This is a genomic window from Nostoc sp. FACHB-152 (genome assembly GCF_014697475.1).
Taxonomy (GTDB): Bacteria; Cyanobacteriota; Cyanobacteriia; order Cyanobacteriales; family Nostocaceae; genus Nostoc_B.
This window is the reverse complement of record NZ_JACJRV010000004.1, coordinates 168,293-192,377: the sequence shown is the minus strand read 5'-3', so window position 1 is coordinate 192,377 and position 24,085 is coordinate 168,293. Positions and strand designations below refer to the sequence as shown.

15 protein-coding genes, 1 tRNA gene, 1 pseudogene and 1 other annotated feature are annotated in these 24,085 nt (G+C 42.2%); of the genes and pseudogenes, 6 read left to right on the top strand and 11 right to left on the bottom strand.

Annotation, left to right across the window (positions count from 1 at the left end):
* Positions 1–52: 52 nt before the first annotated feature.
* The 5 genes and pseudogenes from H6G76_RS06020 (at position 53) to H6G76_RS06000 (ending at position 12,506) form a co-directional block, all read left to right on the top strand.
* Positions 53–6,085: pseudogene (locus H6G76_RS06020) on the top strand (DNA-directed RNA polymerase subunit beta'').
* A gap of 366 nt (positions 6,086–6,451) precedes the next feature.
* Positions 6,452–6,997 carry a GIY-YIG nuclease family protein gene (locus tag H6G76_RS06015; protein ID WP_190696920.1) on the top strand — a complete coding sequence of 182 codons (546 nt, stop codon included), beginning with the start codon at positions 6,452–6,454 and terminating at the stop codon, positions 6,995–6,997.
* A 266-nt stretch (positions 6,998–7,263) separates the two neighbouring features.
* Positions 7,264–8,742 carry a protein kinase domain-containing protein gene (locus H6G76_RS06010; protein ID WP_190696917.1) on the top strand — a complete coding sequence of 493 codons (1,479 nt, stop codon included), beginning with the start codon at positions 7,264–7,266 and terminating at the stop codon, positions 8,740–8,742.
* 104 nt (positions 8,743–8,846) lie between these two features.
* Complete coding sequence (locus H6G76_RS06005) at positions 8,847–10,481, top strand: serine/threonine-protein kinase (RefSeq protein WP_190696914.1); 1,635 nt, start codon at positions 8,847–8,849, stop codon at positions 10,479–10,481.
* 213 nt (positions 10,482–10,694) lie between these two features.
* Entirely contained in the window at positions 10,695–12,506 is a 1,812-nt protein-coding gene (locus H6G76_RS06000) for a serine/threonine-protein kinase (RefSeq protein ID WP_190696912.1), read from the top strand.
* 10 nt (positions 12,507–12,516) lie between these two features.
* Here the strand turns inward: H6G76_RS06000 and H6G76_RS05995 are convergent, their stop codons facing one another.
* The 9 genes from H6G76_RS05995 to rplS form a co-directional block, all read right to left on the bottom strand.
* The gene (locus tag H6G76_RS05995; protein ID WP_190696909.1) at positions 12,517–13,161 is read right to left on the bottom strand and encodes a TIGR00730 family Rossman fold protein; all 645 of its coding nucleotides are present in this window, start codon (positions 13,159–13,161) and stop codon (positions 12,517–12,519) included.
* 260 nt (positions 13,162–13,421) lie between these two features.
* Positions 13,422–13,808 carry a 50S ribosomal protein L7/L12 gene (gene rplL, locus H6G76_RS05990; protein ID WP_190696906.1) on the bottom strand — a complete coding sequence of 129 codons (387 nt, stop codon included), beginning with the start codon at positions 13,806–13,808 and terminating at the stop codon, positions 13,422–13,424.
* Between the two features lie 99 nt (positions 13,809–13,907).
* On the bottom strand, positions 13,908–14,447 hold the full coding sequence (gene rplJ / locus H6G76_RS05985; RefSeq protein ID WP_096579191.1) for a 50S ribosomal protein L10: 540 nt from the start codon (positions 14,445–14,447) through the stop codon (positions 13,908–13,910).
* A gap of 61 nt (positions 14,448–14,508) precedes the next feature.
* Positions 14,509–14,675 (bottom strand) — a sequence feature (ribosomal protein L10 leader region).
* 58 nt (positions 14,676–14,733) lie between these two features.
* Complete coding sequence (rplA, locus tag H6G76_RS05980; RefSeq protein ID WP_190696903.1) at positions 14,734–15,450, bottom strand: 50S ribosomal protein L1; 717 nt, start codon at positions 15,448–15,450, stop codon at positions 14,734–14,736.
* Positions 15,451–15,585: 135 nt separating this feature from the next.
* Positions 15,586–16,011, bottom strand: a complete 426-nt coding sequence (rplK, locus tag H6G76_RS05975; RefSeq protein ID WP_015114848.1) for a 50S ribosomal protein L11 — start codon at positions 16,009–16,011, stop codon at positions 15,586–15,588.
* Positions 16,012–16,017: 6 nt separating this feature from the next.
* The gene (gene nusG, locus H6G76_RS05970; protein ID WP_190696900.1) at positions 16,018–16,650 is read right to left on the bottom strand and encodes a transcription termination/antitermination protein NusG; all 633 of its coding nucleotides are present in this window, start codon (positions 16,648–16,650) and stop codon (positions 16,018–16,020) included.
* Positions 16,650–16,871, bottom strand: a complete 222-nt coding sequence (gene secE / locus H6G76_RS05965; protein WP_190696897.1) for a preprotein translocase subunit SecE — start codon at positions 16,869–16,871, stop codon at positions 16,650–16,652. Before secE ends, nusG begins: the two co-directional genes overlap by 1 nt.
* A gap of 198 nt (positions 16,872–17,069) precedes the next feature.
* A tRNA-Trp gene (locus H6G76_RS05960) sits at positions 17,070–17,142 on the bottom strand.
* 150 nt (positions 17,143–17,292) lie between these two features.
* Positions 17,293–17,655 (bottom strand): 50S ribosomal protein L19, encoded by a 363-nt coding sequence (gene rplS / locus H6G76_RS05955; RefSeq protein ID WP_190696894.1) that lies wholly within the window; start codon positions 17,653–17,655, stop codon positions 17,293–17,295.
* A 156-nt stretch (positions 17,656–17,811) separates the two neighbouring features.
* Between rplS and H6G76_RS05950 the strand changes: the two genes are divergently transcribed.
* Positions 17,812–18,756 (top strand): glycosyltransferase family 2 protein, encoded by a 945-nt coding sequence (locus tag H6G76_RS05950; protein WP_190696891.1) that lies wholly within the window; start codon positions 17,812–17,814, stop codon positions 18,754–18,756.
* Between the two features lie 114 nt (positions 18,757–18,870).
* On the opposite strand, the gene H6G76_RS05945 is transcribed toward H6G76_RS05950, so the two are convergent.
* Both H6G76_RS05945 and H6G76_RS05940 read right to left on the bottom strand, forming a co-directional pair.
* Entirely contained in the window at positions 18,871–22,107 is a 3,237-nt protein-coding gene (locus H6G76_RS05945; protein WP_190696887.1) for an efflux RND transporter permease subunit, read from the bottom strand.
* 92 nt (positions 22,108–22,199) lie between these two features.
* Positions 22,200–23,645 carry an efflux RND transporter periplasmic adaptor subunit gene (locus H6G76_RS05940; protein WP_397333622.1) on the bottom strand — a complete coding sequence of 482 codons (1,446 nt, stop codon included), beginning with the start codon at positions 23,643–23,645 and terminating at the stop codon, positions 22,200–22,202.
* Positions 23,646–24,085 lie beyond the last annotated feature (440 nt).

Here is a 24,085-nt window from a genome sequence, read left to right as displayed (position 1 = left end):
TAACCCTAAATTGAATAATTCATAATTCATCCTTCATACTTGATATTTCCGTATGAGATCAGCCCAAACTAATCAGTTTGACTACGTAAAAATCGGTTTGGCATCGCCAGAACGCATTCGACAATGGGGAGAACGCACCCTACCCAATGGTCAATTAGTAGGTGAAGTCACCAAGCCCGAAACGATTAATTATCGTACTCTTAAGCCCGAAATGGATGGCTTATTTTGTGAACGGATCTTTGGCCCTGCAAAAGATTGGGAATGCCATTGCGGTAAGTATAAGAGAGTAAGACACAGAGGTATTGTTTGTGAACGCTGTGGTGTAGAAGTTACTGAGTCTAGAGTACGCCGTCATCGTATGGGGTACATCAAACTCGCTGCACCAGTGGCGCACGTTTGGTATCTCAAAGGCATACCTAGCTATATTGCCATCCTGTTAGATATGCCTTTGCGGGATGTAGAGCAAATAGTTTATTTCAACTCTTATGTTGTTCTTAGTCCTGGTAATGCTGAAACTCTAACCTATAAGCAACTACTGAGCGAAGATCAGTGGTTAGAAATTGAAGACCAAATCTACAGTGAAGATTCTATCTTACAAGGGGTAGAGGTAGGTATTGGTGCTGAAGCACTGTTGCGCTTACTAGCTGATATTAATTTAGAGCAAGAAGCAGAAAATTTACGTGAAGAAATTAGTACTGCCAAAGGACAAAAACGGGCAAAACTAATTAAGCGTCTGCGGGTAATTGATAACTTCATTGCTACTGGTTCCAAACCAGAGTGGATGGTAATGTCAGTTATTCCTGTGATTCCGCCTGACTTGCGCCCAATGGTGCAACTAGATGGTGGACGGTTTGCAACCAGCGACTTAAATGATTTATACAGACGCGTTATTAACCGCAACAATCGTCTGGCACGCTTGCAAGAAATTTTGGCCCCAGAAATTATTGTGCGGAACGAGAAGCGGATGCTGCAAGAAGCAGTAGATGCGCTAATTGATAACGGTCGTCGAGGTCGTACAGTAGTTGGTGCTAATAACCGACCGCTAAAATCCTTATCTGACATTATTGAAGGTAAGCAAGGACGCTTCCGACAAAACTTGTTGGGTAAACGGGTTGACTACTCTGGACGTTCTGTAATTGTAGTTGGGCCGAAGCTGAATATTCACCAGTGCGGCTTACCTAGAGAAATGGCAATTGAGCTATTTCAACCGTTTGTGATCAACCGCCTGATTCGTAGCGGTATGGTTAACAACATTAAAGCAGCGAAAAAATTAATTTCTCGTTCCGATCCCAGTGTTTGGGATGTCCTAGAGGAAGTGATTGAAGGACACCCAGTGCTGCTGAACCGCGCACCAACGCTACACAGATTGGGGATTCAGGCTTTTGAACCAATTTTAGTGGAAGGACGAGCAATTCAACTGCATCCGCTAGTTTGTCCAGCGTTTAACGCTGACTTTGACGGAGACCAAATGGCGGTACACGTACCACTGTCCTTGGAAAGTCAGGCGGAAGCAAGGTTGTTGATGTTGGCTTCTAATAATATTTTGTCGCCAGCTACAGGCAAACCAATTATTACGCCTAGCCAAGACATGGTATTGGGAGCTTACTACTTAACAGCAGAAAATCCCCACGCTACAAAAGGTGCAGGTAAATACTTTGCTTCGCTAGAAGACGTAATTATGGCTTTTGAGCAACAGCAAATAGACTTACACGCCTATATATACGTGCGTTTTGATGGTGACATTGAATCAGACCAACCAGATACAGAACCTCTAGAAGTAACCGACAACGGTGACGGTAGCCGGACGTTACTGTACAAGTACCGCCGAGTCCGGGAAGACTCCGAAGGTAATTTGATTTCTCAGTACATACGCACAACACCTGGCCGCGTAATTTACAACAAGGCAATTCAGGAAGCACTAGCAAGTTAGTTATTTTTCCTTTGTCATTTGTCATTTGTGATGAGCAAAGGGCAAATGACCATTGACAAATGACTATTGACTATTGACTATTGACCAAGGACTAATAGACTAATGACTAACGAAAAAAAAGTTTTTCGCAATCGCGTAGTTGATAAAGGTCAGCTGAGAAATCTTATCTCTTGGGCGTTTACGCACTACGGAACGGCGCGAACTGCTGTAATGGCGGATAAGCTGAAAGATTTGGGTTTCCGTTATGCTACTAGAGCCGGAGTTTCCATCAGTGTTGATGACTTGATGGTACCACCTAGTAAGCGCAGTCTTCTGGAAGCAGCAGAAGAAGAAATCCGCGCTACAGAAGCTCGTTATCAACGGGGAGAAATTACTGAAGTTGAACGCTTCCAAAAAGTAATTGATACTTGGAACGGTACTAGTGAAGCTCTTAAGGATGAGGTAGTCACCCACTTTAAGCAAACCAATCCCCTCAACTCTGTGTACATGATGGCGTTCTCTGGGGCGCGGGGGAATATCTCCCAAGTCCGGCAGCTGGTGGGAATGCGGGGACTGATGGCAGATCCGCAAGGGGAAATTATTGACTTACCAATTAAAACCAACTTCCGGGAAGGGTTGACTGTAACGGAATATATTATTTCCTCTTACGGCGCGCGTAAAGGCTTGGTAGATACAGCTTTACGGACGGCTGACTCTGGTTATCTGACCCGTCGTCTTGTAGACGTATCTCAGGATGTGATTGTTCGAGAATTCGATTGTGGTACTAACAGAGGTCTAGCCCTACAGTCGATGACAGAAGGTAGCAAAACTTTGATTCCTATAGCAACTCGTTTGATGGGACGGGTCGTGGGAGAAGATATAGTACATCCTACAACCAAAGAAGTAATTGCACCACGCAACACCCCCATTTCTGATGACTTGGCCAAAGAAATTCAAAAAGCTGGGGTCAAAGAAGTTGTGGTGCGATCGCCTCTGACTTGTGAAGCCGCACGTTCTGTATGTCAACACTGCTACGGCTGGAGTTTGGCTCACGCCAAGATGGTAGACTTGGGCGAAGCTGTGGGGATCATCGCTGCTCAAAGTATCGGTGAACCCGGTACTCAGCTAACCATGCGGACATTCCACACAGGGGGTGTATTCACTGGGGAAGTAGCCCAGCAAGTGCGCTCTAAAATGGCTGGGACAGTCAAGATTCCCCGGAAATTGCGGACAAGACCCTACCGTACACGCCACGGTGAAGATGCTTTGTATGTGGAAGCTAACGGCATCTTGATGTTAGAACCCAAGAAAGAAGGTTCGGAAACTCCCGTTGCCCAAGAAATTCAAGTTACCCAAGGTTCAACACTATATATAGTTGATGGTCAGCAGGTAAAACAAGGACAGTTACTGGCAGAAGTAGCGATTGGGGGTCGGACAACTCGTACCAACACGGAAAAAGCGGTCAAAGATGTGGCCACTGACTTGGCTGGAGAAGTCAAATTTGCCGATGTCGTTGCTGAACAAAAAACAGACCGTCAAGGTAACACCACAACCACAGCATCACGAGGTGGTTTGATTTGGATTCTATCTGGGGAAGTTTATAACTTGCCTCCTGGTGCAGAATTGGTAGTTAACAATGGCGATCGCATTGCTAGTAATGGCGTTTTAGCTGAAACCAAACTGACCAGTCAGCACGGTGGTGTGGTACGTTTACCGGAAGCTACACCAGGCAAGAATACTAGAGAAATTGAAATCATCACAGCTTCGGTAGTTTTAGACCAAGCAACCGTTACAGTCAATAGTTCTCAAGGACGGAACAACTATCTCATATCCACTGGTAACAACCAAGAATTTAACCTCCGAGCTACTCCTGGCACTAAAGTGCAAAATGGTCAAGTAGTTGCTGAGTTAATCGATGACCGCTATCGCACTACCACTGGTGGCTTTTTGAAATTCGCTGGGCTAGAAGTTCAGAAGAAAGGCAAAGCCAAGCAAGGTTATGAAGTGGTACAGGGAGGCACAATGTTGTGGATTCCTGAAGAAACCCATGAAGTTAATAAAGATATTTCCTTGCTGTTGGTTGAAGATGGTCAGTTTGTCGAAGCTGGCTCGGAAGTAGTTAAAGATATCTTCTGCCAAAACAGTGGTGTAGTAGAAGTCACTCAGAAAAATGACATTCTGCGGGAAGTAGTCATTAAACCCGGTGAACTGCTGATGGTTGATGATCCTGAAGCTGTCATCGGCAGAGATAACACTTTTGTCCAGCCAGGAGAAGAACTGTTAGGACAAACCTTTACAGAATTGCGCTACATCCAGTATGTAGAGTCTCCCGAAGGCCCAGCATTGTTGAGCCGTCCGGTAGTTGAATTTGCTGTACCCAACACCCCAGATGTGCCTTCTACAACATCTGTTAGTCAGCAAACTGGACGTTCAATTCAATTGCGAGCAGTGCAACGTCTACCTTACAAAGATGCTGAACGCGTCAAATCGGTAGAAGGTGTGGAACTGCTACGTACTCAGCTAGTGTTAGAAATTGAGCAAGAAGGTGAACAAGACCATAATGCTTCTCCTTTAGCAGCAGATATTGAATTGGTGGCGGATGCCGAAGACCCAGATATACAACGCTTACAGCTAGTAATTTTGGAGTCATTAGTAGTTCGTCGTGACATTGTGGCTGATGCCACCCAAGGTAGTACCCAGACAAGTCTGGAAGTTCAAGATGGACTAACTATTGCCCCTGGTGCTGTAGTCGCACGTACCCAAATCTTGTGTAAAGAAGGCGGTATTGTACGGGGTGTCCAAAAAGGTATAGAAGCAGTGCGCCGTTGCTTAGTATTGCGTCACAGCGATATGATTACGATGACTACTGCCTCTAAACCCAAAGTGAAAGTCGGCGATTTAATGGTCGAAGGTGCCGAAATTACTCCGGGAGTATTTGCAGAAGAATCTGGGGAAATTGTAGAGATTAAGAATGCGGCTCCGGCAGCATCTGGTGAGGAATCAGCACTCAGTACCCAGAAATATACTGTGACTATTCGTGCTGGTCGTCCTTACCGAGTCAGCCCTGGTGCAGTGTTGCAGATTGAAGATGGTGATTTAGTACAGCGCGGTGATAACTTAGTGCTGTTGGTATTTGAACGTGCCAAAACTGGAGACATCATTCAAGGTTTGCCACGGATTGAAGAACTTCTGGAAGCTCGGAAGCCAAAAGAAGCGTGTATTTTAGTACGCCGGGCTGGTGAAGTTAAGGTAGTTTATGGTGATGGCGATGAAGCGATCGCTGTCAAGATTGTGGAATCTAATGGTGTAGTCACCGACTATCCCCTTGGCCCAGGACAAAACCTGATCGTACCCGATGGTTCTCACGTCTTAGCCGGACAACCAATCACTGATGGCCCATCTAACCCCCACGAAATTCTGGAAATCTTCTTCAGCTTAGGTTCTGAGGATGGAGTCTACGCTTGCGCCAGCCATGCTTTGCAGAAGGTGCAAACATTCTTGGTGAACGAAGTGCAATTGGTGTATCAGTCCCAAGGTATTGATATCGCCGACAAACACATTGAAGTAATTGTGCGCCAGATGACCAACAAAGTGCGGATTGATGATGGTGGAGACACTACAATGCTTCCGGGTGAGTTGGTAGAATTACGCCAAGTTGAACAAGTCAACGAAGCAATGGCAATTACAGGTGGTGCGCGCGCTCAATACACACCAGTATTGTTGGGTATCACCAAAGCATCTTTGAACACAGACAGCTTTATCTCGGCTGCATCTTTCCAAGAAACAACACGGGTCTTGACTGAAGCAGCTATTGAAGGGAAATCCGACTGGCTGCGTGGTTTGAAAGAGAACGTAATTATCGGACGATTGATTCCGGCGGGTACTGGATACAATACCTATGATGAACCCGGTGCGATCGATGATTATGCAACTCTGGACACTACAAGTGTCTTGGATGAAGTTGATGATCCCCTAGATATGGTGTTAGACGATCGCACCGCTCGTGCTTACAATCTAGATACACCTTCCCTAACAGAAGGGACATATGGTAGTCGTCTTACAGGGTCATTTCTTGATGAAGATGATTTAATCGCCGATGAAGTTCATGACCTCGTAGCAGATGACGATGACGATGACGATGAGGAAGATGACGACGAGGATGATTTCGATATCTAAAATTGAAAGTTAATCATTAATTAAAAAGGCAAAAGACAAATTTCTTTTGCCTTTTTCTTTTTAACCAAGTTCGAGATAAGCTGAAACTGTTATTCTGTCCTTGGTTTTGACAGCGTAAAAGCCTGATTTTTTCGTCCAAGTGAGCGAATTTAAGTCCTTAACTTGAACTGAAGTTAAAATCCCAACTTAGTAAGCTGTTCCACATTTAACTTGCATATTTTTGATTTAATAGAAAAACTTCAACTTCACTCTCTCTCCCGCCCCTGCTCTCCTGCGGTCTTAATGTACAAATTATGTGTGTAACAGCTTAGGACTGCTGTAATATCAATTTGATATTGTTAGTAATGTTTGCATCTGTTTTGATCTATGAGTAACGAAATAAATGCTTCATCTTTAGAAAGTTTAGAATACATACCATATATTGATGAAAATGGACAATTGCCAGAGCAATTGACAGGAAAAATAGGTGTATATGCAATATTTAATCAAAGTAAATTGCTGCAATTTGTGGGATATTCAAGGGATGTATATTTGAGTTTGAAACAGCATTTAATTCGTCAACCAGAACAATGTTATTGGATAAAAACTCAAACTATTGAACGCCCCAGCCGTAGTGCCTTAGAAAGTATTGAAAGTGCCTGGATTGAAGAAAATGGTAGTGTTCCTTTGGGAAATGGGAAGAATAAAGAGAAATGGACGCAACCAATTAATGTAAAAGCTTTAATGACATCCGAGGAACAGTTAAGTTATCAGAACCCTAATAATGATGAATTAGCACAAATGAAAATTATCAAAAATGTTGCACGACGAGTGGAGGCTGAAATTTTAAAATTTTTAGCAGATCGTGGTTTACAGATAGAACTCCGCTTTAATCCTAAATTGAAAGAAGAAGGATTATTAGATTTGAAATGAAATTAAAAAATTAAATAGCAATTTTTTAACGAACCGCAGAATCGCAGAGAAGCCAGTGCGTTTGGTCGCCAGACTCCCTCACTGGCGCAACACAAAGTTAGAAAAAAATAGTAATCCTGTAACCGGAAAGGAGGAGTGTAAAAAGTTCCAAGTATACAACGAGTATAAAAATCATTGAGGGCGGCTATACTAGCGTAGTACGGCATAGCAGAAATAATTGATACAAATATCTGCTTGTTGCCACTAGTGACAATTTGCAACCTGCAATGACAATACAGCTGCTGAACGATCGCTATCAAATTATTAATACACTCGGTGCTGGTGGGTTTGGTGAAACCTATTTGGCAGAAGATACCTATATGCCTTCTAAACGCCGTTGTGTAGTTAAGTTGCTACGACCGATTCAAAATAATCCGCAAATTTATCAACTGGTGCAAGAACGGTTTCAACGGGAAGCTGCAATCTTAGAAGAACTTGGTAGTGGTAATGATCAGATTCCAAAATTGTATGCTTACTTTGAAGCAGCAGGGCAATTCTATTTGGTTCAAGAATGGGTGGAAGGCCAGACTTTAACAGCCAAAGTTCAGCAGCAAGGATTATTTAGTGCAAGCGTAATCCAAGAAATATTGGTAAACGTTTTACCTGTTTTGGATTATGTGCATTCCAGGCAAATTGTCCACCGTGATATTAAGCCAGATAACATCATGGTGCGCCATCGAGATGGTAAACCAGTACTGATTGATTTTGGTGCGGTGCGTGAATCAATGGGAACAGTGGTAAATTCTCAAGGGTTACCTACCAGTTCGATTGTGATTGGCACGCCTGGATATATGCCGAGTGAGCAAGCCGCAGGTAGACCGATGTATTCTAGCGATTTGTATAGCTTGGGACTGACAGCAATTTATTTGTTAACTGGGAGACAACCACAACAATTAGAGACAGATTCCCAGACTGGGGAACTTTTGTGGCGACAGAATGCCAGTCATGTTAGTTCCAACATAGCAGATGTAATTGACCGGGCGATCGCCTATCATCCACGCGATCGCTATCCTACCGCAAGAGCAATGCTAGATGCTTTGCAAGAAGTAACTAACCCAATACCGCCAACACAACCAATAATCCCAAAACCGCAACCTCCAACAATTCCTGTAACTCCTCAACCATCAACTCAAAGCAATAATCAAAATGGCTTACTGATGGGTGGTTTGATTGCAGGTGGGCTAATAGGTGCAGCTGTGATTGTTACTCAAGTTTTTCCAAAATCCCCTCAACCTATTGCCGAGCAAAATGTATCAGTATCACCGTCTAATACCACACCTACAGTTGTTGAAACTCCCATAAATTCAACCTCAAAAGTTCCCCAAACTTCTCAACCAACACCATTAGCGCAAGTATCAGAAAGTCCAGAATTTACTCCCTCACCTTCCACTACATCGACACTGCCAGATATTGTTAAAACTCCTGAAAATTATTTTTGGCTATCTAGAAGACCTGTAACAGATGCAGATTTAGATGGTAAAGATGGTTTTACCTTAGACATAATGAGAAATTCCATTTTCGCTCGTCATGGTCGCCGTTTTGAGACTCCAGGCTTACAAGAATACTTTGATAATCAGCCTTGGTATATTCCGACATACTCACCCAAGAAATTTCCGCCAAAATTACTTTCTAAATTAGAGCAGCGAAATATTGATTACATCGCCAAATATCAAGACCGCTATCAACTAAGATATTTTAAAAAATAAATTGTTTACAATTTTATTTAATATTAATCATTAAGTAAGTGCTAATCAGTAAAAATATAAATTACATAATAAATAATTTAATATTTATAGATTGGCACTAATTTATGGAAAATCTGCTAAACAACCGTTATCGAGTCCTAGAAACATTAGGTAGTGGTGGATTTGGAGAGACATTTCTGGCAGAAGATACTCATATGCCCTCCAAACGACGCTGTGTAATTAAACAGCTAAGACCAATTCAAAATAATCCCCAAATTTACCAACTAGTACAGGAAAGATTTCAACGGGAAGCAGCAATTTTAGAAGATTTGGGCGGCTCTACTAACCAAATTCCGACATTATATGCTTATTTCCAGTCTTCAGGACAATTCTATGTAGTGCAAGAGTGGGTTGAAGGCGAAACTTTAACCACAAAAGTTAAACGGCAGGGTTTATTTAGTGAAAGTGCCGTGCGAGACTTGTTGCTTAATTTATTACCCGTTTTAGAGTATGTGCATTCTAAACGGATAATTCACCGCGATATCAAGCCAGATAACATTATTGTCCGGTATCGTGATGGTAAACCAGTACTGATTGATTTTGGTGCGGTACGTGAATCAATGGGAACGGTAGTCAATTCTCAAGGCAATCCTACCAGTTCGATTGTGATTGGGACACCTGGGTATATGCCCAGTGAGCAAGCCGCAGGTAGACCGATGTATTCCAGTGATATATACAGTCTAGGAATGACAGCAGTTTATTTGCTGACGGGGAAACAACCACAGGAATTAGAAACAGACCCTCGCACTGGAGAAATTCTTTGGCGTAGCTATGCTTTGAGTGTAAGTCCTACCCTAGCAGGAATTATTGATCGAGCGATCGCCTACCACCCCAGAGAACGTTTTGCCACAGCTAGAGAAATGCTGGAAGCTTTGCAAACAGGAACAGTCAGTTTTCCGCCAACAGTACTTCCTACACCAACGCCTGCAACAATACCAAATACAGTTGCCGTTAGTCCACGTGTTCAACCCACTCCGCAGTCTGTTAATCAAAACAATGGAAATAAGGGATTTTTACTGGGAATTGTTGGCGGATTAATGGGTGCTGCTGTAGCGATTGGTGTTGCTCTCCATATAATAAATCAATCAGTTGTAAAGTCTACACCATCACAAAGTGATGTTCCCGCCAGCCGCGACGAACAAGCACAAGTAATAGATTCTCCATCACCTGAGCCTTCCGAAACTTCTACAAATAACCAAGCCCAAGAAGATACTCCACCAGTAACTACTCCATCACCTGAGCCTTCTGAAACTTCTACAAATAACCAAGAAGATACTCCACCACCTATTAGCTCTCAACCTCCCACACCAATTGTTAGCGAAACTCCATCTGCTGAAGAGCCTTCATCCACACAGCCAGAAGTAGATAGACCCTCTCCTGAAAAATTTGTGCAAGACTATTATGCAACTATTAATGAGGGTCAATATCAAGATGCGTGGAATCTGCTATCTCCTCGATATCAAAATAATCAACGTCTTCATCCTCAAGGTTATGATTCTTACCTTGGCTGGTGGAGAGGACAAGTAGGAAGTGTTAGTGTTGAGCAAGTAAATTTAGTAGAAACTAATGCAGAAACAGCTACAGTTGATGCTCTATTGACATACTTCATGAAAAGCGGCAAACAAGTACAGGGTTCTGTACGTTTTTCACTTTCATGGGATACAGATAATAATCGGTGGGTAATTAGTGGTGCTAATTAGCTTGATATTAGAATACTGAATAAAATTAAATACATCAAAAGGCATTTATATTTGCTCTTTATATCTCCCAAAATGTGGTACTGATAATACAGCCATCTTGTTAATAATTAGTGCTATAGAGACGGAACATTATCTGTTTTTATCTCGTAATGTACATTTAAAGAGGGCAAATATTGACGATAAAGCATTGCGTTTGTGCGCTTGTAACGGTTCATGACCACAATTTTACTGAACAATCGCTATCAAGTTATTCAGGTACTCGGTGCTGGTGGGTTTGGTGATACGTTTCTGGCAGAAGATACCCATATGCCTTCTCGCCGTCGCTGTGTAATCAAGCAACTCAAACCAATAACTAATGACACCCAAACTTATAAACTAATTCAGCAAAGGTTTGAAAGAGAAGCAGCAACGTTAGAAGTATTAGGTGAAAGTAGTGACCAAATTCCTAGACTTTACGCCTACTTTTTAGAGAATGGAAAATTTTACCTCGTTCAAGAATGGATTCATGGGCAAACTTTAACAGAAATTGTTGCCGCCCAAGGTTGCCAAAGTGAAATTAATGTCCGAGGTATTCTTTTAAATCTGCTATCAGTATTAGATTATGTGCATAGCAAAGGCATAATTCACAGAGATATTAAACCAGATAATATTATTCTCCGTGCTGTTGATCAAAAGCCAGTTTTAATTGATTTTGGTGCTGTTAAAGAAACAATACGTACAATAGTTGCAACTCCAGGTCATCCAACTCAATCGCTGGTTATTGGTACGCCTGGATATATGCCGAGTGAACAAGCTATAGGAAGACCAGTTTATGCCACAGATATTTACAGCTTAGGTTTAACAGCAATTTATTTATTAACTGGCAAATCACCATCAGAATTACCAACTAATCAGCAAACCGGGGAAATTCTTTGGCAGAATTACGCGCCACAAGTTTCGCCACAACTGGCTGTGGTGCTGAATCAGGCAATTAGACCGCAGGCGAGCGATCGCTACAGCACTGCCAGTAAAATGCTATATGCTTTAAACTCTGCCACAGCTACTAATCATACCTCCAACACTATTAGCTTCAGTCCTGCTGTGACTGCGCAAACGCAGCGAATTCAGCCATTTCAGCCATCATCTACGCCTACTAAAATTTCTGCAACAAATTCACGCAAGTCTGTTTGGATACTTTGTGGCTTAATAGCAGGCGGTTTAATTGCTGGTATCACAATTTCTCGCTTAATTCGTACCCAACAGCCAGAAATACCTATTGTTACAAATTCTAACCCTGCCGCGTCGCCCTTTCCATCTCTAGAACCTGATAGTCAACCTAGTGCTGCACTCCCTTCAGCTACACCCAGCACACCAATACAGCAACCACAAATTCCTGCTCCTTTGCCGACTAATGATGATACAACTTCCTCTAATCAATCACCAGCAATAACCAACGAAGAACCTGTAACTTCTGCGACTCCTACACCAACGGCTACATTAGACCAACCAAAAACAACAGATAACCAACCTGCTGTAATTCCTACAACAGAAGCACCAGTTATACCACCAGAAGAGCCAGAGAAGAAAAAAAAAGAAAGTACAAACAAGCCAAGCGTTCCCGCATTTCCTACAGGTACAGCTAGAAGCACGGTAGAAGCCACTCTTGGAAGAAAAAGTAGAGATTTGAGAGGCTTGTGGGGAAATACTCGTGCTGTGACTTACAAAGTAGTACCAAACCAAGTAGATTTAGGCTATCTCTTCGACCGTAAATCTGGAAGATTAGTGCAAACCGAAGCGGCTTTTGCTCAATCAGTAGACCCAGAGGTGATGCAAAATACTTTAAGTGGAATGTTAAACGGACAAGCTACTTCAAAAATTCAGCAAGGACTACAACAAATTCAACAGCGTCAGAGAGATGATTTTAGTTTTACGCTAGGTTCTATGAAAGGACAAATTGTGCGTCAATCTTGTGATTTAATTTATATCAGTATTTGGGAAGGGGATTTACATCCTATTGGCGACCCATCCGCAGCCAAACAGTGTTAAACGTTCATAATTATTTTATTGATTTTAGTTCTTCAACTAGTAAAGAATATTCATCAGTTGACTGTTTCGAGGTAAGAGATAATTCAGAACTTTCTACTTCCGAGAATTGCTTAACTAATTTTTCTAACATTAATTCCACATCATCATAAACACTTACTAACTCACGCAATTTCTCGGAAACAAATCCTTCTTTAACTGTATGGTCAAGATAGGTAAGTAATGGGTTAAAAAATCCAGCAATATTGAGTAGTGCTATTGGTTTTTTATGAATATCGAGATGCGCCCAAGTAATTATTTCAAACAGTTCATCAAGTGTACCAACGCCACCAGGTAGAGCGATAAAAGCATCAGAAAGTTTATACATAATCGCTTTGCGATCGTGCATAGTCTTCGTAATTGTTAATGATGATAGTTCAGGGTGAGCAATTTCATAAGGTATTAAAACCTCTGGAAGTACACCTGCAACATAACCTCCAGCTTGAAGACATCCTGAAGACACTGCACCCATCAGTCCAATAGAAGCACCACCATAGACTAGTCCAATTTGCTGCTGTGCCATACTCATACCCAATGTACGAGCAACTGATTCATACATAGAGTTTGCTCCAAATTTGGAACCGCAAAACACGCAAATATTAAATGCTGGAGGCTTCATTTTGCTTTTACTCCTGTACTGTAATAGAACGTGAGTTCGATGAACCTCTCCCCAACCCCTCTCCGACGCAGAGAGGGGCAAAATCTTGCTAGTTTTAAATGAAAAAGTCATATTTTCAAAGCCTCTCCACCTGTGGGGGAGAGGTTTGGAGAGGGGTTCTTGATATCTGTCGAACTCACGTTAATAGAGAACATGAATGCAATACAAAAAAAGGAGCCTGTATGAGGCTCCTTAATTAAAAACTAGTATTAGAATTGTAACTACTTAACGGTTACTTTACCGCCAGCTTCTTCAATCCGCTTCTTAGCATCTTCAGCAGCATCTTTAGCAATAGCTTCTTTAACTGCCTTGGGTGCAGCTTCTACCAAGTCTTTAGCTTCTTTCAGGCCTAGACCAGTCAATTCACGTACAATCTTCAGTACGGCAATCTTCTTGTCAGCAGGAACAGATTCTAGAATTACGTCAAACTCGGTTTTCTCTTCTACTGGTTCAGCAGCAGCAGCAGCAGTGGGAGCAGCCATAGCTACGCCAACGGGAGCAGCAGCACTTACGCCAAAAGCTTCTTCGATTTGCTTAACTAATTCAGCAGCTTCTAGCAAAGTTAAGGATTTCAATTGTTCTAAAATGTTGTCGGTCGTAGCAGACATTGATGTAACTCCGTAATGTTTGATTATTTATTAGTGATTTGTCATTCGTCATGTGTCATTTGTGATTACCACCATTGACTATTGACTCTTGACCTTTGACTATTCAGCCGCACTTCCTTGTTCTTGTTCGGCCACAGCTTGCAAAGCACGAGCCAAGCCACCAGGAACTTCGTTGATACCCACAGCAATTTTTGTAGCCAGAGCGTTGATAGCTCCAGCAATTTGACCCATGAGTTGTTCTTTGGATGGCAAGTCGCCTAAAGCTTTGACATCAGCTTCTTTCAGCAAGCGGCCTTCCATGACACCGCCACGCATTTCTGTCTTTTTAGTGGCTTTTTGGAAGTCTTGGTAAGCCTTAATTGCGGAAGAGAAATCCTCTTTGACCAATAAAAAGGCGGAAGAACCTTTCAGCAACTCTGACATTGGTTGCCATTTTTCGTCCTCTTGAATAGCAATACCCATTAAGGTATTTTTTGTCACCTTACAAGTAGTGCCTGTAGGACGCAGCCGCCGCCTTAAGTCTGTGATTTCGGCAACTGTTAGCCCTTGGTATTCAATTACCAGTGCCAAAGTTGACTCACTCAAAGATTGTTTGAGGTCAGCTACTATTTCTTGTTTGTTTTCTAACGTTCTACCCATCTCGTTTCACCTCCAAGGGCAAAATCAGTGATTTCCCTGCTTGTGTGTTTTAGTTTTACCAGCCCAAAACAATAAACCCCAGTTTTTTAAACCGGGGTTTCGCAGCAAAACTCTTGACGCTGTAGCGGCTACACCTTGTAGGTAGTACTTCAGGCAATTAGAGTTTTTACCTCGGCAGGATATTAAGCAATTTGCACCTGCTGTCTCCGGCTTGGATTATTTAGTTTTGCATTTGTCTTTGTCTGTCTTTTGTTTTTACCAATGACGATTGACAAATGACTAAACATTAAGCAGCTTCGTTTAGTTTTAAATCACGTAAAGCGGTGATATCAACTTTAATTGAAGGCCCCATAGTAGCAGATACATAAAAGGTTCGCCAATAACGACCTTTTGCTCCAGAAGGACGGTTACGGTCGATTGTTTCTTGTAATGCCTTCAGGTTTACTAACAAATCTTCTGGCGAGAAACCTGCCTTACCAAACATAACATGGACAATACCTGTACGGTCAGCCCGGAATTCTAATTTACCAGCTTTGAATTCTGCGATCGCACTTGCAATGTCGAATGTCACTGTACCACCTTTTGGGGATGGCATCAAACCACGGGGGCCTAGCAATTTACCTAGTTTTGCTACCTGTGGCATGACATCTGGTGTAGCAATCAGTTTATCGAAATCCATCATCCCTTTTTGGATTTCGTCAATCAGTTCTTCCGAACCAACTATATCTGCACCAGCGTTGCTTGCTTCTGTTACTTTTTCACCCCTAGCGATAACTGCTACCCGTACAATTTGTCCTGTACCTTTAGGTAGTGCTACCGTTGTCCGCAACTGTTGGTCTGTATATTTCGGGTCAATTCCCAACCGGATATGTGCTTCAGCAGCTTCGGCGAATTTAGCGGTTGCTGTTTCTTTTAGTAATGCTAATGCGTCTAATGGCGCGTAGTCTCTATCTTCTACTTTTGCTTGCAGTTCTCGCAAGCGACGTGATACTTTTTTTGTCATTTTTTTCTCCTGGGGTCAATGGCGAAGTTGGGCTTCTCCCCCAAATAATTTTTTTAGTAGTGAGTGCTTAGTGCCGAGTGCGAAGTCATAATATTTTCCTTTTGCCTCCTGCCTTCTGCCTCCTGCCTTCTTTGACTATTCTGTAATAGTTACGCCCATATTTCTAGCGGTTCCTGCCACGATGTTCATTGCCGCGTCTATGTCGTTGGCGTTGAGATCGGGTAATTTAGTTTGGGCAATTTCTCGCAATTGCGCCTGGGTAATTGAACCAACTTTCTTTTTGTTGGGTTCGTTGGAACCTCTTTCAATTTTCGCCGCTTTGCGAATTAACACTGATGCTGGTGGCGTTTTGAGTACAAATGTAAAACTCCGGTCTTCATAAACCGAAATTTCTACAGGGATAACCATTCCAGCTTGGTCTGCTGTTTTGGCGTTGTACTCTTTGCAGAACATCATGATGTTAACACCATGTTGACCCAATGCCGGGCCAACTGGTGGTGCTGGGTTGGCTTTTCCAGCGTTCAGGGCCAATTTAATGACCGCTACTACTTTTTTCGCCATCTGTATTTAGCTCTGTTTCTCTACCTGATTGAATTCCAATTCAACTGGTGTATCTCTGCCAAAAATCGAGAGCAAGGCTTTGAGTTTACTTCGCTCTGGACTGACTTCAATCACCTCGCCTTCAAAGTCCTTAAATGGCCCAGAAAGCACAATTATTTTATCACCAGTAGCCATATCAATTTTGACAACTGGCTCTTGTTCAGTGGTTTGTTTGAAGATACGCTCTACTTCTGAGTAACTTAGAGGTACTGGTTTAACGTGACCACGACCTTTGGCACTGCCACGTTTTTGTTCTGCTCCCACGAAGTTAATGACATGAGAAGTGTTACGCACTACCTGCCATGTATCATCATTCAATACCATCCGTACTAAAACATAGCCAGGAAACACTTTTTCTTCTGTGTGCTGGCGACTGCCATCTTTCCGGATTTTTACTGCTGGTGTGTGTGGAATTTCCACTTGAATTATTTTGTCCGCTACGTCAAATGTTTGGATACGTTGTTCCAAGTTAGTTTTGACGCGTTTTTCGCAGCCTGAGGCTACTTGCACTGCATACCACCGCGCTTCTTTGATCGCTGCTTCTGCTGTTTCCTCTGGCTGTAAATTTGAGTTAAGTGGGTCGTCTGTTGCAAAAGTCATCAGAACACCTGTTTTGCTGCCCAAGCAAACAATCCATCCACCAAATAAATCAGAGATGCGGAGAGTGTCACCATTAACAGCACGGCTGCTGATTCGCTCACTAGCTGTCTACGACTTGGCCAAACTACTTTTTCAAGTTCTTCTTTTGTCCCTTGAATGAAGTTTTGAATGTTTAATCCACTAGTGTTTTCTGGCAATTCAGCTTCATTTTTTTTAGCCACTGTTGTTTCTCCCCCCGTTTCTTGTACAGCTATATCCTGCTTAGTTTTATCTCAGGTTTACAGCTTTGATTCCAGCCTGCTGACTTGCAGCAAAAAATTGCTCAAGTATCAAACAATTATACCCGAAATCACAAGCACTAACTACGTTAGTTTGTAGTAGAAGTGCTGTTGTTTCGGGTTTTGTTTTTTGCTTGCGAGCGCGCCCTGGAGGACTTGAACCCCCGACATCAGGTTTTGGAGACCTGCGTTCTACCAACTGAACTAAGAGCGCACAGGTTGGTTTGGATTCGGTGATTGCGCTGAACTTTGATTTAGTTTAACGCAATTGCGATTCTTATTGTACACGATTTTTGTCGGGGAAGCAACTTAGCGGCAAAAGCCGCTTGTTAATTGAGATTTCTCCCATACCCTGAGCAAAAAATTACAAAGGACGGTCGAAGCGTTGCTTGATCCGGGTAGCTTTACCAACGCGATCGCGCAGGTAATAAAGTTTAGCACGACGTACTTTACCACGGCGTACTACTTTGATGCTATCGATGCGAGGGGAGTGCAATAAAAACACTCGCTCTACGCCTACCCCTTGAAATACGCGGCGAACTGTAATAGTTTCATTAATACCGCCATTGCGTTTAGCAATGACAACGCCTTCGTAGGGTTGTACGCGGTATTTGTCGCCTTCTTTGATTCTCACGCCGACTTTGACGGTATCGCCAACATAGATGTCGGGAAGATTTGATTTTAACTGTTCCGCTTCAATGGAGCGAATGATCTCTTGAGCGTTCATAGCCGCCTATATGCTTTAAAAACTCACAATCATCCATAATAAATCGAAAATCTCCTTTCAGTCTACTGCTATAGAATAATTAGAATTTTTCACCGATTTGAGTTTCTGGAAATGGAAGTTATATTACGTAAAGCTTTGGTACAGGTGTGATTTTTTATGAAATTTAGCGTCGTTATCACTACCTATAACCGCGTAAGCTTACTAAGGCGCGCTGTTGAGTCTGCTTTGGGTCAGACAATTCCTTGCGAGGTGGTTGTAGCTGATGATTGTTCTTCTGATGATACAGCCGCCTATGTAGCAAGCTTGGGTGATGTGATAGTTTACCATCGCAATGAAGTCAATCAAGGTCATGCAGCAACAGTAAATGCTGGTGTGCAGAAAGCAAGCGGTGACTGGATTAAATTTTTAGATGATGACGACTATCTAGCTGCCAATTGTATCGAAGAGATGGCAAAGGCGATCGCTCTTTGTCCAAGTGCTGTGATTTGCTCTTGCATTGCGGCTCAGGTGGATGAAAATGAAGTTGAACTCAGTCGCACTCCTAAACTTGGGCCGGGTTCAGCTTTTTACGTGCCGCAAACAGATATTCACTACGGTATGCTTTTGGAATTATTACCTTTTGGCACACCTGTACAAGTAGCTTGCAGGCGTGATACTTTTTGCCAAACAGGTGGTTGGGATTCCAAATTAGATGCTAATTGTGATGATATTGATTCTTGGCTACGGATTGCCCAGTTTGGTGATGCAGTTTTTATTAATCAATGTTTAGCTTACCGTACTATTTGGGCAGGAGCATATAATCATAAGTTTGCTGTAGCTAAACGCTTAAATACTAATATTTTAATTAAAGAAAAAATCTATGCTTTGGTTAACGAAAAATATCATCAACATATTCCAAACTTGCAAGATATAAAAAGTTATTTGAAACTCCATTGGGCTTTTGTAGCACTGAAACAGAAAAATTTACAAAACTTTTTCTTAATTTTAGATAAAGGTGCATTTTCACCAGCAGTATGGCGGCTTTTACTCAATGCTATATTTTTACGCCGCTCTGGTTACGACAATCATCAGATTCGCAAGTTTGTTTTGATTGAAAGCTAGTTTTTATATAAATAACCGTTTGACTTAAATTGATTCTTGCTCAGGCTAAAAATTTATTTTAACATGAGCAATTTATTCATTTTTTAGGCAGCATTAAATCACAATTTGATGGGTTTAATAGAACTTGTTTTTCCACTTATCAAACTGTATTAACATAGGCTTCAGCCAACGCCAATCTAAAATGTCGTGCAGCAGCGTATAGAAACAAGGGATGATAAACAGTGTCAGCGTTGTGGCGATCGCCATCCCAAAGAAAACTACAATTCCTAAGGGCTGCAAAAACTCAGAACCTTCGCCAATACCTAATGCTAAAGGAAACAGCCCCAAGATGGTAGTAACTGTAGTCATCATAATTGGGCGTAAGCGTTGCGGTGCGGCTTTTAAGATGGCAACTTGGCGAGTACAACCTTCCTCTTGTTGAATTTGGTTGGCAAGTTCTACCATCAAAATTCCGGCGTTGACCACAATCCCTACTAGTAGCACAGCACCGACAATTACAGTTGCACCAATTGCAGTTTGCGTAACATAAAGTCCAAAAATTCCTCCAGCTAAAGCCAGGGGTACAGTAAACATAATTACCAACGGGTCAATCAGTGAATTGTATTGTACAGCCATGACTACGAAGATTAAGAACGTTGCTAAGGCTCCCAAAGCTTTCAGCGCATTCTGAATCTGTTGATTAGACTCTTGGGCAGAACTAGGCAAAATGGAAACGCCATCAGGTAACTGCACATCTTTTAGTACTTCTTGAACTTCTGCCAAAGCAGCACCAAGGCTTGCTCCTTCACTGAGATTACCTGCAATAATAAATACTTGACGTTGGTTAATTCTCTGTATTTCCCCAGGTGCTTGACCTTCGTCAATCCGAGCCACATCTAAAAGGCGGACTAGTTGGTTGTTATTGGTGAATAATGGTAATGTCTCTAATTGGGAAGGACGTTGAATGTCTTCTTGATTTAGTTGCACCCTAACATCTACTAAACGATTACCGCGTTGAATTTGGGTGGGAATTGAGCCTTCAATCGCTGTTTGGATGGTTGTACCAATTTCTTGCGCTGTCAGCCCCAAAGCTGAAACTCTTTCCCAGTCGGGACGAATTTGAATTTCTGACTGCGTGGGGTCGGCATTTGGTCGAAATCTAGCTAATTTTGCTCTTTCTGTAAGAGCTTGCAATACTTCGTTTCCAGCTTGTTCTAAAGTTTGGGAATTTTCGCCTTGCAAAATAACATCAACTTCTGAACCTTGGGCTGGAGTATTAGTCAAGATTAAACCGCGCACTTGCCCAGGACTTAAACGTAACAAAATTCCTGCCAAATTTAGTTTGTTAAATTCCTGATTAACCTTTTGAACATATTTTTCAACATCTTGCCCTGGTTTAAGGCTGATAGTGCTGCTGGCACGTAATGGATTTTCTGTGGTGTTAGTCCCAAACAAAGAACCCCCCACTGTTGTAAATGCATAATCGGTTTCTGGTTGCTTCAGCAAAATGTCATCGACAATTTGCATCACTTTTTCAGAAGTTGCTAAAGGTGTGCCAGGAGGAAATTGAACTCTTAAGTTGGCTTGTCCGGTGTTAATACGTGGCAAAATTTCTTGCGGAATTTGACCAACCATAAACAAGCTGCTACCACCTAAAATCAGCAAAGCAGTAGTAATTACCAGTAGACGATGACGTAAAACTTTTGTGAGGAAAATACCGTATCCTCGTGTTAGATCTTCAAAGCGGCGATTAAACTGTTGTAGTAGCCAAAACTCACTAATCCGGCTAGACCAAGGTATTCCTAGTAGTCGAGAAGCTAGCATGGGTACTATTGTGACTGCCACAATCAAAGAGGCTGCTACTGCAAAAGCAATGGTGAGAATTAGTTCGTTAAATAGTAAAGAGATAAAACCGCCAATTAATAAAAATGGCACGACAGAAACTAAGTTGGCACCTGTCGCAGCGACTAAAGCAGATTCTACTTCTTGGGAAGAAGCGATCGCAGTTTCAATAAAGAATTTGGGATTCCGCCGTTTTCTTTTTGGTTGCTGATTAGGAGTTAACCCGGCTTTTTCGGAAATATTTTCTAAGATGACAACTGAGGTATCAATTGCTTGACCGATGCCTAGAGTCAAGCCTGCCAAACTAAACACATTTATAGTTAAGCCAAACAGTTTCATTAAAGCGATCGCCGCCAAAGTACATAAAGGAATCGCTAAACTGATAATTAATGTTTGTCTGATTGACCCTAAAAATAACAGTACTGCTGCTGCTGCCAATAATGCCCCAGAAATTGCAGAAAAGGTAACATCATTTAAAGAGTTACGGATGAAGCGGGATTCATCTGAGGTGGCTGTCAAAATCATATCCTCTGGAATTAAGCCAGAAGCACGCAATTGTTCAATCCTTTGCTTGACCCCATCGATAACAGTAATCGTGTTGGCATCGGGTTGTTTTTGGATTGCTAGTTTTACAGATGGCTGACGGTTGAGGTAAACAAATACTCGCTGGTTTTCTGTACCATCTATGACCTCAGCAAAATCGCGTAAATAAACGCGGCGGGGAGGAATAGCAGAGGTAGCAGCACCAGAGGTAGGCGCAGATACTTCAAAGGAAAGATTTTCGATTTCTTTGGCATCTTGGAAGCGCCCGATAGTGCGGGTTAAGGGTTCAGAATTCTGTCCTAAAATTCGACCGCCAGAAATATCTTGGTTACGGGCTGTTAGTTCATCAAGAACATCGTTTAGTCCTACACCCAACGCTTGTAAACGGCTTAAATCTACAAGCACACGTACTTCTTCTACTGCACCACCAGCGACATCAACAGCAGCAACTCCGGGTACAACACTCAGTTCACGACCCAACTCTTCATCGGCAAATACCCGTAAATCTTGACCTTGCAACGAGGGTGAAGTTAGAGCTAACTCGTAAACAGGCAATTGTGAGGGGTCAACTTTAAATATGCGTGGCTCCTCAATGGTATCTGGCAACCGACTCCGACCTCGATTAAAAGCAGCAGTAGCATCATTTAAAGCTTGGTCAATATTTCCACCCGGTTGGAAAAATAAATCTACACTGATTTGTCCCTCACGAGTTTGGGAAAAAACTTGTACTACCCCTTCAGTAGCAGAAAAAGCTTCTTCTAAGGGCTTAGTTATTTCATCAACTGCTACCGATGGTGAAATTCCTGGGGCTTCTATCCTTACGCCAATTCGGGGATATGTAATTGAGGGGAGCAAGTCTACTGGCAAACTTGTCAAAGCAAATATACCCAAAACCACCACTGCCAAGGTAAGCATGAGTGTACCGATGTGTTGGCGGATTGAGATGGCACTGATACTGAGTCCACTGCTGTTCTTGGTCTGCTGCATTGCTGTCGCTAGGCTCCAATTTAGAAATGCAAAATTAGAAAATAAATGTATTATTTAGGATTTTTGATTTCAGGAATTTTTAGAGATTGACTCTACTGTTTTGTTTCCGACAAAATCGAAAGTCTTACAGCAGCACCATCTTTTAATGGTCTACCACTGCGAACTACGTAGCGTTCTCCTGGTTGCAAACCAGATAAAATTTCTACTTTTTCATCAGCCTTTTTACCTAAAGTGACGGGACGCGCCGCTACTTTTGGTTGACCTTGTGTGTCTGAAACTACAAATATGGTGCCATTCGTCTGATTATTTGCTGTCTGGGTTCTAGAGGGTTGTCTGTCTGTAGCTGCTGCTTGAATAGCAGTTTGGGCGACTACAACTCGCTGTGCTGTTTGGTTTTCAAAATTAACTCTAGCTAAGAGTCCGCTACCAATAGTGCCGCCACTGTTAGGAACTTCCACTTCTACAGGTATCAGGCGAGCAGTAGCATCGGCTGCTGGGGATATACGTATGACTTTGCCAATGATTGTTCTTTGCGGAAAGGCATCTAAGCGTACTTGTACAGACTGCCCAAGTTTAATTTTTGACAGTTCTAATTCCGAAACTTGGACTACGACTTTGACTCGGCTAAAGTCGCCAATTTGTATAACTTCGCCACCTGCTTGCAAAAGATTGCCGGGTTCTGTAACTTTGCCTGTAACTACGCCATTGATAGGGGAAATCAGTCGGGAGTAGGAGCGGCGTTCTTTGGCTTGCGCTACTACGGCTTGTTGCGCCAGCACTCTACCTTGAGTGGCGGCGACGGCTTGCTGTTCTGTACGTACTTGCTCAGTAGCAGCCCGCAAAGCTTGGGCGGCTGTTTGCGCTTGAGTGCGTGCTTGTTCGGCGGCTTGTTGGGCGATCGCACCTTGTTTGTATAATTGCTGTTGTCTTTGTGAATCTGATTGAGCTTGTACTAGTTCTAACCGCAGCCTTTCGACTTCAGCACGGGCATTACTTACTAGGGTTTTGGCTCTCGCTACATCTGATTTCTGGGCTGCTAGTTCTGCTTCGGCTTGTTTTAAGTCTGTCAGCAGCAAGGCATCATCTAACTGTCCGATGCTCTGTCCTTTCCTAACTTTATCGCCTACGTCTACGTTTAAAGATAATAACCTGGCTTCTACTTGCGATCGCAGCGATACGGTGCGGTAAGGTATGGTTGTACCTGTATACTCTTGCTGTTTTTCTAGTTTATCGGTACGAGCGATCGCTACATCTACAGGTGTTGCACTACCACGTTCTCCCCCCCTATTTTGTGATTGCGCTTCTGCGGTTTCTTTAGGTAGAGATCCACAACTTATTGTTAGTAGCCCGCTACTCAACAAAAAAACAATTAATGGTACAGATTTCACGACTGATTTATTGGAATATTTGCTGTTATATTTGGGATTTTCAGCCTTTGTTTGGCAGGATAAGTTTTTCTGAGTATGCATTACCTGGTTTGGGTTTATGTAGGTTTGCTGTTTCATCGATTTTTGCGGTAGTTTGCCGTTGAAAATCATTTGTTTTGCTTTAATCAAAAAATTTCTATAAAAGATAACAGCTTGTCATTACCAAGTAATTTTGTAAATATGACTAAAGTCATGAAGTTTAGGAAAAATATCTTTTTTGCCAATTTTTGGCTAAAAATGTCAAAAATTTCTGTTATTATTCTGCATAAGCAGAAGCAAAATACTTTTTAATTCATAATAATATAAATTGGGCTATTACTGGTTTTTCTTACTTATATTTCTTATGTAAATATGAAAGTTAAGCAAGGCAACATCAAGGACTAATTTTGCCCTTAATTTTTGTATTTGCTAGCCTTAATCAGCGATATTTAGTTTTACTAAGTATACATAACATATCTTAGCAAACATACTAGGAAAGTAATCTGTAATTCTCAGTATTTATGAAATATATTAAAAATTATAAACCGTAATTGTCTTTTGACCCCATGTAG

Coding starts and splice junctions, on each gene's coding strand:
- H6G76_RS06015 (WP_190696920.1), top strand. CDS start 6,452: ATGAGTAACGAAATAAATGCTTCATCTTTAGAAAGTTTAGAATACATA.
- nusG (WP_190696900.1), bottom strand. CDS start 16,650: ATGACTTTTGCAACAGACGACCCACTTAACTCAAATTTACAGCCAGAG.
- rplK (WP_015114848.1), bottom strand. CDS start 16,011: ATGGCGAAAAAAGTAGTAGCGGTCATTAAATTGGCCCTGAACGCTGGA.
- H6G76_RS05945 (WP_190696887.1), bottom strand. CDS start 22,107: ATGCAGCAGACCAAGAACAGCAGTGGACTCAGTATCAGTGCCATCTCA.
- H6G76_RS05950 (WP_190696891.1), top strand. CDS start 17,812: ATGAAATTTAGCGTCGTTATCACTACCTATAACCGCGTAAGCTTACTA.
- rplL (WP_190696906.1), bottom strand. CDS start 13,808: ATGTCTGCTACGACCGACAACATTTTAGAACAATTGAAATCCTTAACT.
- H6G76_RS05995 (WP_190696909.1), bottom strand. CDS start 13,161: ATGAAGCCTCCAGCATTTAATATTTGCGTGTTTTGCGGTTCCAAATTT.
- rplJ (WP_096579191.1), bottom strand. CDS start 14,447: ATGGGTAGAACGTTAGAAAACAAACAAGAAATAGTAGCTGACCTCAAA.
- H6G76_RS06010 (WP_190696917.1), top strand. CDS start 7,264: ATGACAATACAGCTGCTGAACGATCGCTATCAAATTATTAATACACTC.
- rplA (WP_190696903.1), bottom strand. CDS start 15,450: ATGACAAAAAAAGTATCACGTCGCTTGCGAGAACTGCAAGCAAAAGTA.
- H6G76_RS05940 (WP_397333622.1), bottom strand. CDS start 23,645: ATGATTTTCAACGGCAAACTACCGCAAAAATCGATGAAACAGCAAACC.
- H6G76_RS06000 (WP_190696912.1), top strand. CDS start 10,695: ATGACCACAATTTTACTGAACAATCGCTATCAAGTTATTCAGGTACTC.
- H6G76_RS06005 (WP_190696914.1), top strand. CDS start 8,847: ATGGAAAATCTGCTAAACAACCGTTATCGAGTCCTAGAAACATTAGGT.
- rplS (WP_190696894.1), bottom strand. CDS start 17,655: ATGAACGCTCAAGAGATCATTCGCTCCATTGAAGCGGAACAGTTAAAA.